The following is a 17,047-nucleotide window of genomic DNA, read 5'->3' on the forward strand; positions in this document are numbered from 1 at the left end:
CAGGTATAAGTTTGTTATAACAACCTAAAACAGAAATTAGCACAGAGAGGCTGGGGTAAGCTCGTCCAGGCCTTAATATAAATATGGATAATATTCTCGGCGTTCAACTAACCAAATATTCATTATCATTTACATCACCATGCTATTTCGGAAATCCAAATAGAGATGATGCAAAGGTAAATAATGGAACAGTAACTCTTATTAAGTTCAGAGGTGAAAGATTTGGGCTCACATGCTTTCACGTGATAAATGAATATAGAAAAAGAGTCGAAGAAGAAGGAGATGTTTCATTATATATTGGGAATATCCTAGTCGAGTTAGACGAGATATGGTTTGACGAAAACGAGGGTTATGATCTCTGCACACTCTATCTAGAGCCCTATGCCGAAGAGAAATTTGGTGCGTATGGAGAAGTACCAACCCATTTTTTTGAGCTAGAAGAATTTACTAATGAGGGGGTTGAAATTGGCAACTTTGTCCTTTGGGGTGGTTATCCCGGTGTTTGGAGAGAGAGGCCATCATCAGACAATGTTATTTTCGACACTATAAGCTCAGGATCTACACTAATCGATGATGCAGCCGCGGATATAATTACCTGTAGATTGGAGGTAGATAAATGCCTAATCACAATCCAGAATGGTCGTGATATGACCGGCGATTTGGGTGGTATTAGTGGCGGGCCTTTATTTTTACACAAAATATCCAGCGCTGGCATTTCATCATTTAGCTTGGTTGGGATTATCTACCAATATAGTCCTAATGTGGATGTATTGCTTTCGCGCCCAGTTACACTAATTAGAGATAATCTTTGGCTTAATGGCTGATAAAGATTAAACAATCAGAGCCAGTCAAGACCTCCGCAAGCAAGCTTGCTCCGGAGCGGCTGTAGCGTCCCTGAATGTCCGCTTCTGGCCGAAAGGCGACTATTATATGTTCTTCATTGCATTCTCTAGAACTGCCTCGGGAGGTCTCCATAAATTGAAGTGGTTGAAGAGTTAACGCGCCTTGTAAATTTTAGGGCTATTTTGACAGATTTCCTCTGCTTATGGATGATGTTAGTAATTAGCGAGCGGCGGCTACGGTGTAAACCGACGGTCTCAATACTGACCCAGTTTCTACAGCGTTAAAATTATATATTCTTATCATGTGTTGGGAGAGGATGGCTTTGGCTTCTCCTCTTTGCCGATAGAAGCTTAGCATTCTGGCTCGGTGGCCAAGTTATGGTTACGACACCAGGTCAGTAAAGGAAGGGGAAGTGGTGGGCCCTCGCGGACTTGAACCGCGGACCTATCGATTATGAGTCGAGTGCTCTAACCAGCTGAGCTAAGGGCCCTGATGTGATGAAAGTCATCAAACAGGCGAGGGATTATAATCGCCTCGCCTGTATTTCGCTAGATCTCTAGCGCTTTTTTTCTCGTGCTTTCAAGGGCTTAGCCAGCTGGGTATACGTAGCTGGATTGCAAGCCAAGTGGGAAGCCTAGGCCCCAGTAGATGAGCAGGAATACGGTCCAGGCAATGATGATGGCTACAGAGTAGGGCAGCATCAGAGACAGTAAGGTGCCGATACCGGTGCTCTTCACATAGCGTTGGCAGTAAACCACAACGAGTGGGAAGTAAGGCATCAGTGGGGTGATGATGTTACTGGAGGAATCGCCCACTCGGTATGCGGCCTGAGTCAGATCGGGGGAGATACCGATTTGCATCAACATCGGAACCAGGATGGGGCCGATCAATGCCCATTTGGCGGACGAAGAGCCAACGAAGAGGTTTACAAACGCGGTCAGGAAGACGATGCCGGCCATGGTTACCATGCTGGGCAGGGCCAGGGTTTTCAGCACTTCGGCGCCGTTGACCGCTAACAATGCACCCAAATTGGATTTACCAAACGCATCAATAAACAGGGCGCAGAAGAAGGCCATGACCACGTAGTACGACATGCCTTCCATGCCTTTGCTCATGGCGCCGATGACGTCTTTGCTGCTTTTGAAGGTGCCGGCGATGTACCCGTATACGGTGCCGGGAATCACAAACAGTAAGAAAATCAGTGGCACGATGGAGCGCATGATCGGCGCGCTGAACGAAGCCAGTTCTCCATTAGCGGCGCGAAGCGGGGAGCTTGTTGGCCAAGCAACAGCAACCAGAATGGCAAGGCCAGCGATCATGGTGACAGTGGCCCAGCGCAGGGCGGAGCGTTCTTTATCGGTCAGTTCACCAAACTTCGGCAGGTCTTCGGTATCGCCATCCACTTTGGTGTTGGCCAGGCGTGGTTCGATAACTTTGTCGGTCAAATACCAACCCAGCAGAATTACCAGCACGCTCGAGGCTGAGGTGAAGAAGTAGTTGTTCAGTGGGTTGATCTGAATCTCTGGATCAACAATCTGTGCAGCACTCAGTGTGAAACTCTGCAAGAGTGGGTCGATAGCCGATGGCACAAAGTTCGCGCTGAAGCCGCCGCTCACACCGGCAAAGGCCGCTGCAATACCCGCCAGTGGGTGGCGGCCCATGGCGCTGAAAATAATACCCGCCAGTGGAATCACCAGTACATAACCGGCATCGGTCGCGGTATGGCTCACAATGGCCACGAGAATTACGGAGGGCGTCAGTAAGCTTTTCGGGGTGGCATCCAACATGCGTTTGATGCCGGCGTTAATAAAGCCAGCGTGTTCCGCTACCGCAACACCCAGCATGGCGACCAGTACTACACCTAATGGGGCAAAGCCGGTAAAGATGGTGACCATTCGTGAAAGAAAATCGGCAATCGAAGCGCCGGTGAGCAAGTTGTTGACCACAATGGCTTCGCCAGTTCGTGGGTCAATGGCGTCGAACTGAAGGTTCGACATAATGGCGGAGAGGGTCCAAACAATAATTAAGCTGATTAAGAAGATGATAGCGGGATCGGGGAGTTTGTTGCCGATTACTTCCACCTTGTCGAGTAGGCGGCTCAGGCGGGTGGATTCCGCGTTGGCCGTTGTGGTCTCGCTCATAAAAAAGTCCTGTGCTTAGAATGATGGGGAGCCTCTGTATACATCCCCTTTTTATACGTCTCTTGTGAAGACGTTGCGACAGAGCGATTATGTCACTATGTGTCAGGAGCGAAAACCGTTAAAGGCAGAAGTTTGCCAAACAGCAGGCACAAAAAAGGCGGCCAAGGCCGCCTTTTTGCTCTGCTTGCTCGATTATTCGTCGAGGAAGCTGCGCAGATGGTCAGAGCGAGAAGGGTGGCGCAGTTTGCGCAAGGCCTTCGCTTCGATCTGACGAATACGCTCACGGGTAACATCGAACTGCTTGCCCACTTCTTCCAGGGTGTGGTCAGTGTTCATGTCGATACCAAAGCGCATGCGCAGAACTTTGGATTCGCGAGCGGTCAGGCCGCCCAGAACATCGCGAGTTGCTTCGGTCAGACCTTCACCAGTTGCCGACTCCACAGGGGAGGTGATGGTGTGGTCTTCGATAAAGTCGCCCAGATGTGAATCTTCATCGTCACCGATCGGGGTTTCCATGGAGATCGGTTCTTTGGCGATTTTCAGTACCTTGCGAATCTTGTCTTCTGGCATGTCCATACGTTCGCCCAGTTCTTCCGGAGTTGGCTCGCGGCCCATTTCCTGAAGCATTTGACGTGATACGCGGTTGAGCTTGTTGATGGTCTCAATCATGTGTACCGGAATACGAATGGTGCGGGCCTGGTCGGCAATCGAGCGAGTGATCGCCTGACGAATCCACCAGGTGGCGTAGGTTGAAAACTTGTAACCACGGCGGTATTCAAACTTGTCTACCGCTTTCATCAAGCCGATGTTGCCTTCCTGGATCAGGTCGAGGAATTGCAAGCCACGATTGGTGTACTTCTTGGCGATCGAAATTACCAGGCGCAAGTTGGCTTCCACCATTTCTTTCTTGGCGCGACGGGCGCGAGCTTCACCGATCGACATGCGACGGTTGATCTCTTTGATGTCGGCCAGGGCCAAGTGGCTGTTCTCTTCAATTTGCTGCAGCTTGCGCTGGGCACGTTGAATGTCTGGCAGGAAGCGCTTCAGGGCTTCTGAGTAGTCGCGCTTCTTCTTGATGACTTCTGGAATCCAGTCATCGTTGATCTCATTGCCAGGGAATTCCTTGATAAAGGTTTTGCGTGGCATTTTCGCTTTGCGTACCACGCGATCCATAATCAGGCGCTCTTGTTGGCGTACTTGATTCAAGGTGTCGCGGATATCGTTATACAGCGGATCAAACTGGCGAGGTGGCAGTTTGAAGAATTTGAAGATTTCACCCAGTGCGGCTTGCTCTTTGGCGGCCTGCTTGCTGTCAGGGCCGTGCTTTTCGAGTGCCTTGACGGTTTTCTTCAACTGGGCTTCCAGTTTGCCAAAGCGCTCTTTGGCTTCTTCTGGGTCAATGCCGTTGTTGTTGTCGTCCTCATCGTCATCGTCGTCACTGTCGGACATGGCTTCTGCTGCTTGGGCTTGAGCCAGGGCAGAAGGTACATCGTCAGCAGGGTCGAGCCAGCCAGAGATAACATCGGGCAGGCGGCGCTCTTCTTTGTCGATCAGCTTGTATTCATTGATCAGGTTTTCCACGGAGCCAGGCCAGTAAGACATGGCCTGCATGAGTTCGCGAACACCTTCTTCGATGCGTTTGGCGATTGAGATTTCGCCTTCACGGGTAAGCAGTTCTACGGTACCCATTTCACGCATATACATGCGCACTGGGTCGGTGGTGCGGCCGGCTTCGGTTTCTACCGCAGCCAGTGCAGCGGCCGCTTCGGCGGCGGCGATTTCGTCGGCGGAGGAGTCACCATCCGTCATCAAGATTTCATCGGCGTCTGGTGCGGTTTCATACACCTTGATGCCCATGTCATTGATCATTTGGATGATGTCTTCAACCTGATCTGGGTCAGAAATGTCCTCAGGAAGGTGATCATTGACCTCGGCATAGGTAAGGTAGCCTTGTTCCTTACCGCGGGCAATAAGTTCCTTGATTCGGGACTGTTGCTGTTGCGTGTTATCGCTCATTCGTGACCTATAAAATATGCTGGCGAAGTAAACAGGAGATTATAGCCCATAAATAGGGGCTTATTCTAGAAAATCAAGCCTGGAGGGTGCTTTTATTTACTCCTGTTATGCTTGATTTGCGGAGGGGTTCAATGGCCCTGCTGGATGAGTTGGCGAAACAGGGTTTTTTCCTCGGTGCTGAGCTCGTTAAAGGCTTTGCTTTTCAGCTCTTTGAGCTTGTTTTGGCGCGATTGTCGTTGTTGCTGCTGGAGCAGTTTGTCTTCGCAAGCTTTGAGTTCGGCGTTGTCGTCAAAGTTTCCTTCTCGCATGGCCGCTGAGAGCACGGATGTGCTCTGTTCGGCGATACCTTTGAGTTTCTGCCATTCCTGTTGTCCATAGCTTGCCAGCCAGTGGCCAGTGAGTTGGTGGATGTTGAAATGGGGGCGGCTCTGCAGACAGCGGGCCAAGCGGAGGAGCAGCTGACTGTCGGCGTCCTTGAAATGGCTGAACAGCTCGATGTCGTCCAGTTCCTTGGCCAGCTCCGGGCGGCTCATCAGCAGGCCAATCAGCAATTTCTGGGGGCTGAGCTTGTTATCCTGCTCCTTGCTGCCGCGGCCTATTGAGTCACTGCTCAGTGGTGCCGAGGGCGGTTCAGACTCTCGGTAGCTGTCAATGGCTGTCGTATAGTGGTCATTGCTGTCCTCGACGTGCTGTTCGGCCAGGGCTTCATAGGCTTGCCAAGGGTTGTCGCCATCGGGTGGCAACTGCTCAGGGAATTCCTGAGGCGCTGTCGTAGTCAGTGCTTCAGCCTGGGGTTCTTCTTTCGGTGCGGGGCTTTCCTTGGGCAGAGGTGGCAAGGGTTGATCGATGAGTTCAAGCAGCGTGTCCAGACTAAGCTCAGTGCGCTTGGCCAGGTGCTTGAACATCAGCTCTCGATAGACGCCCTTGGGCAACAGGTTAAGCATGGGCGCGGCGCGTTTACTCAGCTGGGCCTTGCCGCCCATGGTGCTGGCGTCGATGTCTTCGCATAGGCTGTCAAACAAAAAGTCTTCGAGCGGGCTGGCGGTCTCATCAATGCGTTGCAGGAATTTGTCTTTGCCAAATTGGCGGACGTAGCTGTCTGGGTCTTGCCCGTCTTCCAGAAATAAAAATTTGATTTGCAGGCCGTCGGTCATAACCGGCAGGGAGTTGCTTAACGCGCGCTTGGCCGCATTGCGGCCGGCTTCATCGCCATCGAAACAGAAAATGATTTCCTGGGTGTATTTGAACGCCAGGCGAAGGTGCGCTTCGCCGCAGGCCGTGCCGAGTGTGGCGACGGTGTAGTTAATATCAAACTGAGCCAGGGCGACCACGTCCATATAGCCTTCCACGACCAATAGGCGCTGTATCTGGGAGTTTGCCTGGCGGGCTTCCCAGAGGCCGTAAAGCTCTTCGCCTTTGTGGAATACGGGTGTTTCTGGCGAGTTCAGGTATTTGGGTTTTTCGTCGCCCAGCACTCGTCCGCCAAAGCCGATAACTCGCCCGCGCCGGTCGCGTATCGGGAACATGATGCGTTCTCGGAAGCGATCGTAATAGCTGTTTTTGTTTTGGTTGTGGATCAGCATGCCGGCCTCTTCGAGGCGCTTGCAGGTCGACTGATCGTTGGCCAATTCCTGTTTTAAGTTATCCCAGCCCGCCGGGACATAACCAATGCCGAAACGTTTGCAGATTTCACCACTCAGGCCCCGTGATTTGAGGTAGTTGATGGCTTGGGTCTTATGGGTGTTTTGGCGCAGTTGCAACTGGTAATAGGCGTCGGCCTTTTCCAGTAACGTGAAGATTTCCTGGCGTTGTTTTTCCCGCTCTTTTTGCGCTGGCGAGATATTTTGCTTTTCTTTGGGCACCTCGACGCCGGCCAGTTTGGCGAGTTCGTCCACGGCATTCGGGAAGTCGAGGTGCTCGTATTCCATGACGAAACCGAGGGCGTTACCGGATGCGCCGCAGCCAAAGCAGTAATAGAACTGTTTGTCGGGGCTGACAGTAAAACTTGGGGTTTTTTCTTCGTGGAAGGGGCAGCAGGCGCTGTAGTTTTTGCCGGTTTTTTTCAGCTTCACACGATGATCAACCACATCGACAATGTCGATGCGGTCAAGTAGATCATCGAGAAAACTTTGGGGTATGCGGCCGCTCATGGGCTTAGTTTAGCGAGCCGTTGTGCGGGGCACAATTGGGGCTTGCATGCCCTCAGGACAGCTTGGCTTTGACCAGCTGGCTGACCGCGCCCATGTCGCCGCGACCCTGGATCTGCGGCTTAACGAGTGCCATCACCTTGCCCATGTCGCGCGCAGACTCGGCGCCACTGCTTTGAATGGCCTCGTCGATGATTGCCGACACTTCGTCTTCGCTCAGGGCGGCAGGCAGAAACTCCTGAATGATGACGGTTTCAGATTCTTCCTGTTCGGCCAGATCGATACGGTCGGCGTCACGGTATTGCTGTGCGGAGTCTTTGCGCTGCTTGAGCATTTTGTCGAGAACCACTAATACGCGGGCATCGTCCAGCTCAATACGCTCGTCCACTTCGATGCGCTTGAATTCGGCTTGTACCATACGCAATACGCCCAATCTGGCTTTGTCTTTTGCTCGCATGGCGTCTTTTACAGCGGTGGCAATGGTCTTTTTCAGCTCAGACATGATCATTCCTTATGTGCACAGTGAATTGGGGTATGGCAGCCCTTGTTGAATTGCAAAGGGCCAAACGCGCAAGCCCAGCTCGAGGCTGGGCTTAGATACACTCACTCAAGCGAACTTGAGTTGGTCTGCGCTAACCTGTAAACAGGCTAGAAACTTAGTACAGACGCTGAAACTTGCGAGATTCGCGCTGAACCTTTTTGGCGTGACGCTTAACAGCGGCAGCAGCCTTACGCTTACGAACACTGGTTGGCTTCTCGTAAAACTCACGACGACGTACTTCGGCCAGTACACCGGCTTTTTCACAAGAGCGCTTGAAGCGACGCAGAGCGATATCAAATGGTTCGTTTTCTTTCAGCTTAACTGCAGGCATTGTTGATTGTACCTTTCCAATTTTTAATTTCGTGTATCTTTAATGGGTGCTTTGTTTCGTTTGTAGGCCGCAGCGCGCGGAGCAAACGCAGGATTCACACCATTCCAAGGGGCGCAAATTCTATACAGTCTTGCCTGCCTGCGCAAGCTTTTGTCTTGTATCGAGCGTGCAAAAACGCAATTATCCCTCCTGTTCGAGGCTGTAGGCCGCTTTGGGGCGGCATTTTTCTGGTAAGCCCGGCTCAAGCTGTTATTATGCCGGGCTTTTGTTTATCCCGGTGGAAAGGCCAAATTCATGCGCGTTTTAGGTATCGAAACCTCCTGTGATGAGACGGGGGTTGCCGTCTACGACAGTCAGCAGGGGCTACTGGCTCATAGCCTGTATTCACAGGTGGATTTGCACTCAGAGTATGGTGGTGTGGTGCCTGAATTGGCCTCTCGAGATCATGTGCGCAAGCTGTTGCCTTTGATTGACGAGGTCTTGTCTGCAGCGGGTACAGACAGTAAGGGTGTTGATGGCATTGCCTACACCTCGGGGCCCGGACTGGTGGGTGCCTTAATGGTCGGAGCTTGTGCAGGCCGGTCGTTGGCCTATGCCTGGGGTTGCAAAGCCCTCGGTGTTCATCATATGGAGGGGCATTTGCTGGCCCCCATGCTGGAAGCCAACCCTCCCCAATTTCCTTTTGTGGCTTTGCTGGTTTCCGGTGGTCATACCCAGTTAGTGAGAGTGGACGGCATTGGTCGTTACCGCATGCTGGGGGAATCATTGGATGACGCGGCGGGTGAGGCTTTTGATAAAGCCGCCAAGATGCTTGATCTGGATTACCCGGGTGGCCCACAGATAGCCAAGTTGGCCGAACAGGGGGAGCCGGGACGCTTCCGTTTCCCGCGCCCGATGACCGATCGCCCTGGTCTGGATTTCAGCTTCAGCGGTTTGAAAACCTTTACTTTGAATACTGTCGCTGAGCACAAGCTCGAAAACGGCTTGCCTGACGATCAGTGCTGTGCCGATATTGCCTATGCATTCGAGGATGCGGTTGTCGCAACTTTGGTTATTAAATGCCGCCGAGCCCTCGAGCAAGAAGGATTGAAAACCCTGGTGATTGCCGGTGGTGTATCTGCGAACAAGCGCTTGCGCGCGGAGTTGGAAAGCAAGCTGGCTAAAATTGATGCGGGGGTGTACTACGCCCGCCATGAGTTTTGCACTGACAATGGCGCCATGATCGCCTATGCCGGATGTCAACGCCTGCTCGCGGGCCAGGAACAGGCCTTATCGTTGACAGTTCAGCCGCGCTGGGATTTGGAAAGTTTGCCTGACATTGAGGCTTGAGCGAGAAGTGCTATGGATATCGTTTTTATTGAAGGTTTATGTGTTGACGCAACCATTGGGGTGTTTGATTGGGAGCGTAAAATTAAGCAACGCTTACGCATAGATTTGGAGATGGCCTGGGATATTCGTCAGGCGGCCAGCACAGATGATTTGCAATACGCCCTGGATTACAAAGCCGTATCCGATCGCATCAGTGAACATGTGGCGGGCACGGAATATGAACTGCTTGAGTCACTGGCCGAAGAATTGAGTGAATTGCTGTTGAATGATTTTTCCATTTCCTGGCTGCGAATGAAATTGAGTAAGCCCGGTGCGGTACCGACGGCGAGTAATGTCGGTTTGTTAATTGAGCGCGGACAGCGCGGAGATCGTTAAATGGCGAGAGTATTTTTAAGTTTAGGGAGCAATGAAGACAGGGAATTTCATATAACGTCTTGTCTGGATGCCTTAAACCGCCATTTTCATATTCTGGCGCTGTCATCGGTTTATGAAAGCGAAGCGGTCGGATTTTCGGGCGAGCCGTTCTATAACATGGTGGTAGAGCTCGAGACAGACCTGGATTTGGCCGCCCTCAATGAGAGTTTGAAAACCATCGAAGATGAGAACGGCCGTCGTCGAGATGTGCCGCGTTTCAGCGGCCGTACTTTGGATGTTGATATCTTGTTGTACGATGACATCGTGGGCAAGGTAGCCGGCGTCGAGCTGCCGCGTGAAGAAATCACTCAAAATGCCTTTGTGTTATTGCCGCTTGCTGAAATTGCCGCTGAAGATATTCACCCGGTTTGTGAGCAGAGTTTTGCCGAGCTTTGGCAGAATTATGATAAGGCGCAAAAGTTATGGCCAATTGATTTCAGCTGGCAAGGACAGGTGATTTCTACGGCGAAATAAAACCTGTTAGCATGATTGCGGTGCCGCTTGGTCGTTGCGGCGTCTAGCAGCCCCTGTCTTATAAGAGTCTGGCGGTCGTGTCGGGACTATTCTTTACCTGTAACGTTGCGTAAAAATTGCTGATAGTGCTTTGCGGTTTTTTTCGGGCGCTCCAGCATTGGAAGATGGCCGGTGTCTTTCATGATAATGACGGTGGCGTCTGGTAAACCCTGTTCAAATACTTGTGCGGATGAAGCGTCGATAATGCGGTCGCTGTCGCCCCATATGACCAGACTGGGGGTGTTGATCTGTCCCAGTTTGTCATCCAGTTCATAGGGTTGTTCCGTTAAATCTTTTGCGATTTTTTCATTGAAGGCTCTTTGTTCAAGCGCTTTTTGAGTGAGGTATTCCTTGGCAATTTGCGGCATGGCGGGTGGATGATTGAAGGCCAGCGCGAACAGGCGGTCGAGATCATCGCTGTTTTCTAGCAGCAGGATATTGCGGCCTTCCGCCCAGGCCTTGCTGCGAGGACTTAATTCAGGCTCTTGTACGCCAGCGCTGTTCAATAGGCCCAGGCTTAAGACTTTATCGGGGTGCTCCAGGCTGTAGGCGGCCGATAGCATTCCCCCCATGGAATTTCCCAGCAAATGAAAGCGCGGTAATTTCAGGGCATCAACAAAGGCTTGCAGGCGCTCAACTTGACTGTCGATGTCGTAGCGTTGTTGATTCAATCGACTGCTGTCACCAAAGCCGGGAAGATCGGGAATCAGAATGCGGTAGCGATCGCTGAAATGGGCGGCAAAGCGCACCCAGTTGTCTTTATTAGCGGCGTATCCATGGAGCATCAACAGAACCGGGGCGTTTTCCGGGCCGCCACTCAGATAATGCATCTCGTGATCGGCGACTTCGATTTGTTTCAGCTCGAGGCCGGCTTGTTTGCGTTCGTGGCTGATACCCGCTTCGACGAGCGTCGCCGGGCTGAGAAAATAGAGAGCAGAATAGGAGGCAATCGCCAGGGCAATAAGGCCCACCAAAAAATAGAGCAGCGCACGCATGTTGGTATCCAACTTGTTTTTTTAGGTGAATCTTGCTGTTTTTCGCGTTAATCGCCATAAAGGCGCGCAAATAATAACCTGAAAAATCGTATAGAACTACTGCTATGGCTGGATTTTTGGCGCGACTGGCTGAGTTAAATCAAAAGTGTGATTTAGATTTGAACGCCCAATGGGGTGTGGAGACGATGAATTACATGTGCAGACTGCGGCCGCCATCGATGGCCAGTATTTGCCCGGTGGTATAGGGTGCTTGCTCGGCCAGATACCAGGCGGCCTGACAAATAGGGGCTTCGCCGCCACAGCGTTGCAGAGGAATTTTTGCCAGTATGGAGGCATTTTCTTCGCCCGCTTCCGGCCATAGAATCGCGCCAGGGGCGATGCTGTTTACTCGGATACTTGGCGCCAGCTCCAGAGCCAAGCTCTTGGTCAGCATTACATTGGCCGCCTTGGCCATATTGTAAATACTGTGATTGGCCATGGGCTTTTCGGCATGGATATCCGCAAAGTTAATGATGGCACCTTTGTGTTTGGCGAGCGTTGGGGCTAGGGCCTGGCTCAAAAACAGGGGAGCTTTGGCATTGCTGCCCATCAGGTCATCCCATTGAGCGTCGTTGCAGTCGGCGATGGGGGTGGGGTAAAAGCTGCTGGCATTGTTGATCAAAAGATCGACTCGTCCCCATTTCCGCTTAGCCGATTCGGCCAGCTGGCGTATGCCGCTCAGGGTATTCAGATCGGCCTGAATACAACAGCAGCTATCGGGTGCTTCCTGGTTGAGTTCAGAGGCCAGGGCGTCAGCGGCGTCTTTCGAATGGCGGTAATGCAATAGCACGCGATAACCTCCCTCGTGAAAACGTCGACACAAGGCGGCGCCAATGCGTTTGGCTCCTCCGGTAATTAACACGACCGCCGCTTCACTCACGCTGGCTTTCCTTCTGTTGTTCGATAGTGTTCAAGTGCTTTGATGCGCTGTTGCTCCAATTGTATGCCGATATCGGCGCCGCTGTAGCCTTGGGCAACAATCTCTTTGGCGTTAATGCGACAGGCGATTTGGTAGGCGCCTTCGAGATAGGCCTTTTGAGGGTAGGGCTGTTCTTCAAACCCTTTTCTACCCAAGCTGTCGGCCAAGCTACCCAACAAAAAGTCTTCCAGCGCTTCGGGATGTCGGTAGGCGTCCAGCTGTTTGAATAATTTTGCAAGGGTCGCACCGCGAAGTTCCATTGCGCGATGGCTCAGGGTGTGAAATTCGGCAAGGTGCAATGCGCAACGCAAAAAGACTTTAGGCACTCTCAAGCGTTCACATAGTGTGCGAATTAAGGGCAGGCTGCGTTGTTCGTGGCCGTGATGTCGCGGGAGAATGTCTGCTGGCGTTTCGGCTTTGCCAAGGTCGTGCAAGACAGCGGCCAGACGGATTCTCGGTTCTTGGCTGAGTTGGCAGGCTTGTTCCAACACCATTAAGCTGTGCAGGCCGGTATCAATTTCAGGATGATATTCCGCTCGCTGGGGAACGCCAAACAAGGCATCAAGTTCTGGCATCAATACCTTGAGGGCTCCGCAATCTCGCAAACACTGGAAGTAGGCCGCCGGACTGCGTTCCCCCAAAGCACGTTCGGTTTCCTTCCATACTCGCTCGGGCACCAGGTGTTCCACTTCACCGGCGGCCACCATGTTTTTCATGAGTTGCTGGGTTTCAGGGGCGATGCGAAACCCCAGGTGGGTATAGCGGGCGATAAAACGAGCGATGCGTAAAATTCTCAGGGGGTCTTCGGCAAAGGCATCAGAAACATGGCGAAGAATACCCTGCTGGAGATCCTGTTGCCCCCCATAGGGATCGATGATTTTTCCGTCAGCACTTTTGGCGATGGCGTTAATGGTGAGGTCCCGCCGACTCAGGTCGTCCTCCAAGCTGACATTTTCGGTGTTAACGCTGAAGCCGCCATAACCGTGGCCGGTTTTTCGTTCGGTACGAGCCAGGGCGTATTCTTCTTTGCTGTCGGGGTGGAGAAAAACGGGAAAATCTTTGCCGACCTGTTGATAACCTTCGGCGATCATGGTGTTCAGGTCTTGTTCGGTGGCCCCTACGATGACCCAGTCTCTTTCATCAAATGGGTAATTCATTAGCTCATCGCGTACGGCGCCGCCGACTAAATAGCATTCCATAAATTTCGTGCTTGACCTTGATCGATTCTTGTTCGACACTGTAATGGATTTACGTATTGGCGGCCAGTGTAATTGCTGGAAGATTGGCGGCCAAGTTTCTTTATCAGCAGTGTCTTTGAACCGAAGCACTGTAAATATTTATTTTGGATACCCTAGTGAACCGTATGTTTACCACCATTATTGCGCGAAAATCAGCGTCCCCCTCAGTCTACCTGTGGGCGAAACTGTGTGCTGTGCGTGGCAAAGGGCGATCCGATTAATTCATTCATGTGATTTAAAAGGGCCGCCAATAGAGCGGCCTTTTTTGTGCCTCTCTTTGTCGTCGCCCAGTTTGGGAGAGTATTGTGAAAATACCCATAGTTTTTGCTTTGGTGGTACTGCTTTGGGGCAGCACACCGCTAGGGATACGTTTGAGTAATGAAAGCTTCAGTTTTACCGCTGCAGTGATGTTGCGCATGGGCATTGCTTTGCCGCTGGCATTGGCGGTGCTGTGGTGGCAGGGTAAGTCTCTGGTGCAGGATCGCTCGGATTGGAAAGTCTATGGCGCAGCGGCCATGGGAATATTTCCGGCGCTGCCATTGGTGTATTGGGCGGCGCAGTATATTTCCAGTGGTTTGATCTCCGTGTTGTTTGGTTTGACACCGTTCATCACTGGCTTGATGACCTTGTTGATTCTGCGCACCAACCCATTCGATTGGCAGAAAGTACTTGGCTTGATTCTGGCTTTGATGGGATTGGTCATTATTTTTCAGGGGCAGCTGCAGTTTGGGCCCTCAGCGATTAAAGGCATTGCTGCGGTGTTGTTGTCATCCACGATCTTCGCTTTGAGCAGTGTTTGTTTGCAGCGTTACGCCTCCAACATCGAGCCTATGCGGCAGACGGCTGGTGCGTTGTTGTTGTCGTTTCCGGCCCTGTTTTTGGTGTGGCTGTTCACCGATGGCAGTATTGCTCAGGAGATTACCTGGCGTTCAGGTGGGGCGGTGATTTATCTGGCGGTGTGTGGCTCCCTGTTAGGGTTTCCTGCGTATTTTTATTTGTTAAAACATATGAGCGCCGCCACTATTTCCCTGAATACCTTGATGACGCCCGCCGTTGCATTAATGTTGGGTGCGTTGATTCTGGACGAGTCGCTGGAGACCAGTTTGTTGATTGGGGCGGGGACTATTTTGTTGAGCCTGGCTTTTTATCAGGGACTATTGGGGCGTGCATTACGCAAGTTGATGTCACCCATCGCGCGTTCGGACCTTAAGTGAGTTTGCTCGACGCCTGATCGATATTCACCGGGAGGCTAACCGTAAACTGGCTGCCTCGGTCGGGTTGGCTTTGCATGCTGATCAAGCCGCCATGGCCAGAAGCAATGTTATAGCAAATAGACAAACCGAGTCCGGTGCCAGTGCCGACAGGTTTGGTGGTGAAAAAGGGATCGAAGATTCGGTTGGCAATTTTTTCGTCGATTCCTTTGCCGTCATCTGTGATGCAAATATCCACGCTGGGCTGATGACTGTTCAATGATTGCTGGCTCAGGCTGGTGGTGATGGTGATTTGTCCATGATTTTCAATCGCTTGCTCCGCATTGACCAGCAAATTGATAAAAATCTGACTGATTTGCGAACCGATGCAATACACTTTGGGCAAATCTCGCTGATAGCGTTTTTGCAGTTTCACTTTGTACTTGAGCTGATTGCTGACAATGCTGAGGCTACTTTCCAGCAGGTCGTGAATGTTGTGGTGTAACCATTCCTGTTGTTCGGGATGAGAATAGCCTTTTAGGTTTGTCACAATCTGTTTGATTTGTTTTGTGCCTTTCAGGGTGTCACGAATAATCTGGCGAACATCTTCTTGCAGATAGGCCATGTCCAGGCGTTGGTAGAGCTCCTCGAATTGCTGCTTGGTGCGGTCATTACCTGTTGTATCGGCAATGGTTTTAGTCGCCTCCAAATATTGTTGAAAGTCTTGCAGATACTCATCCAGGGTCATCAGGTTTGAATGAATGTAGCCGACGGGGTTATTGATTTCATGAGCAACCCCCGCAGCCAACTGTCCCAGAGAAGCCATTTTATCTGCGTGAATCAGTTGCTTTTGTGCTTGTTCAAGGCGGTAGCTGGTGCTGGTCAGTTCTTTGGTTCGTCGAATGACCAGTTGTTCCAAATGAATTTCCCGGCTTCTCAGTGCCAGATGGGTTTTCACTCGAGCGATCAATTCATCGCTGTGATAGGGCGTGGTGACATAATCCGCCGCACCACCTTTGAGAACCTGGCTGATGATGGCGGGGTCTTTATCAGCAGAAACCACAATAATGGTCGGTGGGTTATCCAGATCCAGTTTGGAAATAAGTTGCAGCAAATCAAACCCGGAGATACCCGGCATGTTTAAATCCAGCAGTAATAGATCGACGACACGATTTTTTAGAATGTCCAAACACTGCTGACCATCACTGGCTTCGTGCAATACGGTGTATTCCTGGCTGAGGATGCTGCGCAATAGCTGACGACTGACGGGGTTGTCGTCGACATAGAGGATTGAATTGCTCATATTGATTGGGCAACTACCTGTCGCTTACTTGATGTAACAATTAGAGTAGCACGGCTGCGCAAAACTTAGGAATATCGAGAAATAAAGAACGCGGAAGGGGAGAAGAAAAAAGCGCCCCCAATTACAGCTAGGGGGCTAAGGGTCTTAGGGTGTTCTTTGGATGTGAGTGCTGGTCCCGATGAGCCTTGCTCTTAACAAAGGTGTATAGGGAATCAACGTGCACCGTATCGTTACTTAACTATTATCGGTCTAAGGTGTCACACCTGTCAAACGTGACATTTAGTACATTTTGGTATCGATTTCACAAAAAATAGTATAAAAAGTCATTTCAACGTGTTGTCAATTTGGACTAATTTCGGTTGGGTGCCTTTTTTTTCGCCTAAAAACATTGTGTTTTGGCAATAAGATGCAACACTTTACTGAATTCTTTTTGATCAGGAATTAAGAGTGACGAGATATGGATAAAACCCGGGTACTCACCACAGGAGAAGCGGCTAAGTATTGCGGAGTGAATTTTAGAACCGTCATTCGTTGGATTGAACGTGGCAGGCTCAGCGCCTATAAACTGCCGGGGCGTGGGGATCATCGCATCAAGGTGGAGGATTTTATCCGCTTTTTGGAAAGCAATGAGATGCCTGTTCCAGATGAACTGTGCCCGCAGGCGTCGGCGAGCAAAGTGCTTATTGTTGAAGATCAGTCGGAAATGGCCTCGGCAATGAGGCGGGTGTTGCGCCGTGCCGGGTACGATGTTGAGGTGGCAGCGGATGGTTTTGCGGCGGGGTTGATGTTGGCTCAACATCAACCTACGGTGATGACCCTGGATATTAAAATGCCTGGCATGGACGGGTATGAAGTGCTGAGAACCATGCGTGAGCAAGCGGTTTACAATAACGTCAAAGTATTGGTGGTTTCCGCTGAAACCCCGGCTGGTATGCAAAAAGCACTTGAGTTTGGCGCGAACGATGTTTTGTCCAAACCCTTCGACAACGATGAGCTTTTAGACAAAGTCGAGGCCCTGATGGGAACGGTATCTGATGTACGTATTGCCACAGCTTGAGTGTTCCTTTTGAGTGGATGTCGTTTTACTG

At 51.2% G+C, this 17,047-nt stretch carries 15 protein-coding genes and 1 tRNA gene; 6 read left to right on the plus strand and 10 right to left on the minus strand.

From position 1 onward, the window contains the following. Window positions 1-83: 83 nt before the first annotated feature. Window positions 84-824 (plus strand): hypothetical protein, encoded by a 741-nt coding sequence (locus tag ABWW03_RS16285; protein ID WP_353410049.1) that lies wholly within the window; start codon window positions 84-86, stop codon window positions 822-824. 432 nt (window positions 825-1,256) lie between these two features. Here the strand turns inward: ABWW03_RS16285 and ABWW03_RS16290 are convergent. The 6 genes from ABWW03_RS16290 to rpsU form a co-directional block, all read right to left on the minus strand. Then, window positions 1,257-1,333 (minus strand) — tRNA-Ile (locus ABWW03_RS16290). Between the two features lie 97 nt (window positions 1,334-1,430). Then, window positions 1,431-2,984 carry an AbgT family transporter gene (locus ABWW03_RS16295; protein ID WP_353410051.1) on the minus strand — a complete coding sequence of 518 codons (1,554 nt, stop codon included), beginning with the start codon at window positions 2,982-2,984 and terminating at the stop codon, window positions 1,431-1,433. Window positions 2,985-3,176: 192 nt separating this feature from the next. Continuing rightward, on the minus strand, window positions 3,177-5,000 hold the full coding sequence (gene rpoD / locus ABWW03_RS16300; RefSeq protein WP_353410053.1) for an RNA polymerase sigma factor RpoD: 1,824 nt from the start codon (window positions 4,998-5,000) through the stop codon (window positions 3,177-3,179). 128 nt (window positions 5,001-5,128) lie between these two features. Continuing rightward, a complete protein-coding gene (gene dnaG / locus ABWW03_RS16305; RefSeq protein WP_353410055.1) occupies window positions 5,129-7,150 on the minus strand; it encodes a DNA primase in 2,022 nt (673 codons plus the stop codon). A 52-nt stretch (window positions 7,151-7,202) separates the two neighbouring features. Beyond that, window positions 7,203-7,652, minus strand: coding sequence for a GatB/YqeY domain-containing protein (locus ABWW03_RS16310; RefSeq protein WP_353410200.1), 450 nt, complete (start codon window positions 7,650-7,652; stop codon window positions 7,203-7,205). 151 nt (window positions 7,653-7,803) lie between these two features. Then, complete coding sequence (gene rpsU / locus ABWW03_RS16315; RefSeq protein ID WP_166849292.1) at window positions 7,804-8,019, minus strand: 30S ribosomal protein S21; 216 nt, start codon at window positions 8,017-8,019, stop codon at window positions 7,804-7,806. 294 nt (window positions 8,020-8,313) lie between these two features. On the opposite strand from rpsU, the gene tsaD reads away from it, so the two are divergent. From tsaD to folK, 3 genes are read left to right on the plus strand one after another with little or no spacing between them, the layout of a single operon-like run. Then, entirely contained in the window at window positions 8,314-9,348 is a 1,035-nt protein-coding gene (gene tsaD / locus ABWW03_RS16320) for a tRNA (adenosine(37)-N6)-threonylcarbamoyltransferase complex transferase subunit TsaD (RefSeq protein WP_353410058.1), read from the plus strand. Between the two features lie 12 nt (window positions 9,349-9,360). After that, window positions 9,361-9,723, plus strand: a complete 363-nt coding sequence (gene folB / locus ABWW03_RS16325; RefSeq protein WP_353410060.1) for a dihydroneopterin aldolase — start codon at window positions 9,361-9,363, stop codon at window positions 9,721-9,723. Next, the gene (gene folK / locus ABWW03_RS16330; protein WP_353410062.1) at window positions 9,724-10,236 is read left to right on the plus strand and encodes a 2-amino-4-hydroxy-6-hydroxymethyldihydropteridine diphosphokinase; all 513 of its coding nucleotides are present in this window, start codon (window positions 9,724-9,726) and stop codon (window positions 10,234-10,236) included. An 86-nt stretch (window positions 10,237-10,322) separates the two neighbouring features. Here folK and ABWW03_RS16335 read toward each other — a convergent pair whose 3' ends face one another. The 3 genes from ABWW03_RS16335 to ABWW03_RS16345 form a co-directional block, all read right to left on the minus strand. Next, window positions 10,323-11,270: an alpha/beta fold hydrolase gene (locus tag ABWW03_RS16335; protein ID WP_353410064.1), complete on the minus strand. Its 948-nt coding sequence runs from the start codon at window positions 11,268-11,270 to the stop codon at window positions 10,323-10,325. A 190-nt stretch (window positions 11,271-11,460) separates the two neighbouring features. Then, window positions 11,461-12,189, minus strand: coding sequence for a pteridine reductase (locus tag ABWW03_RS16340; RefSeq protein ID WP_353410066.1), 729 nt, complete (start codon window positions 12,187-12,189; stop codon window positions 11,461-11,463). Then, window positions 12,186-13,427 carry a multifunctional CCA addition/repair protein gene (locus tag ABWW03_RS16345; RefSeq protein WP_353410068.1) on the minus strand — a complete coding sequence of 414 codons (1,242 nt, stop codon included), beginning with the start codon at window positions 13,425-13,427 and terminating at the stop codon, window positions 12,186-12,188. The genes ABWW03_RS16340 and ABWW03_RS16345 overlap by 4 nt, the downstream gene beginning before the upstream one ends. 344 nt (window positions 13,428-13,771) lie before the next feature. Between ABWW03_RS16345 and ABWW03_RS16350 the strand changes: the two genes are divergently transcribed. Continuing rightward, window positions 13,772-14,680 (plus strand): DMT family transporter, encoded by a 909-nt coding sequence (locus tag ABWW03_RS16350; protein WP_353410070.1) that lies wholly within the window; start codon window positions 13,772-13,774, stop codon window positions 14,678-14,680. On the opposite strand, the gene ABWW03_RS16355 is transcribed toward ABWW03_RS16350, so the two are convergent. Continuing rightward, window positions 14,673-15,959, minus strand: coding sequence for a response regulator (locus ABWW03_RS16355; protein WP_353410072.1), 1,287 nt, complete (start codon window positions 15,957-15,959; stop codon window positions 14,673-14,675). The genes ABWW03_RS16350 and ABWW03_RS16355 overlap by 8 nt on opposite strands. Before the next feature lie 457 nt (window positions 15,960-16,416). Between ABWW03_RS16355 and ABWW03_RS16360 the strand changes: the two genes are divergently transcribed. Next, window positions 16,417-17,016, plus strand: coding sequence for a response regulator (locus tag ABWW03_RS16360; RefSeq protein WP_353410074.1), 600 nt, complete (start codon window positions 16,417-16,419; stop codon window positions 17,014-17,016). Window positions 17,017-17,047: the final 31 nt, after the last annotated feature.

Source organism: Pseudoteredinibacter isoporae, assembly GCF_040372805.1.
GTDB classification, from domain to species: Bacteria; Pseudomonadota; Gammaproteobacteria; order Pseudomonadales; family Cellvibrionaceae; genus Pseudoteredinibacter; species Pseudoteredinibacter isoporae_A.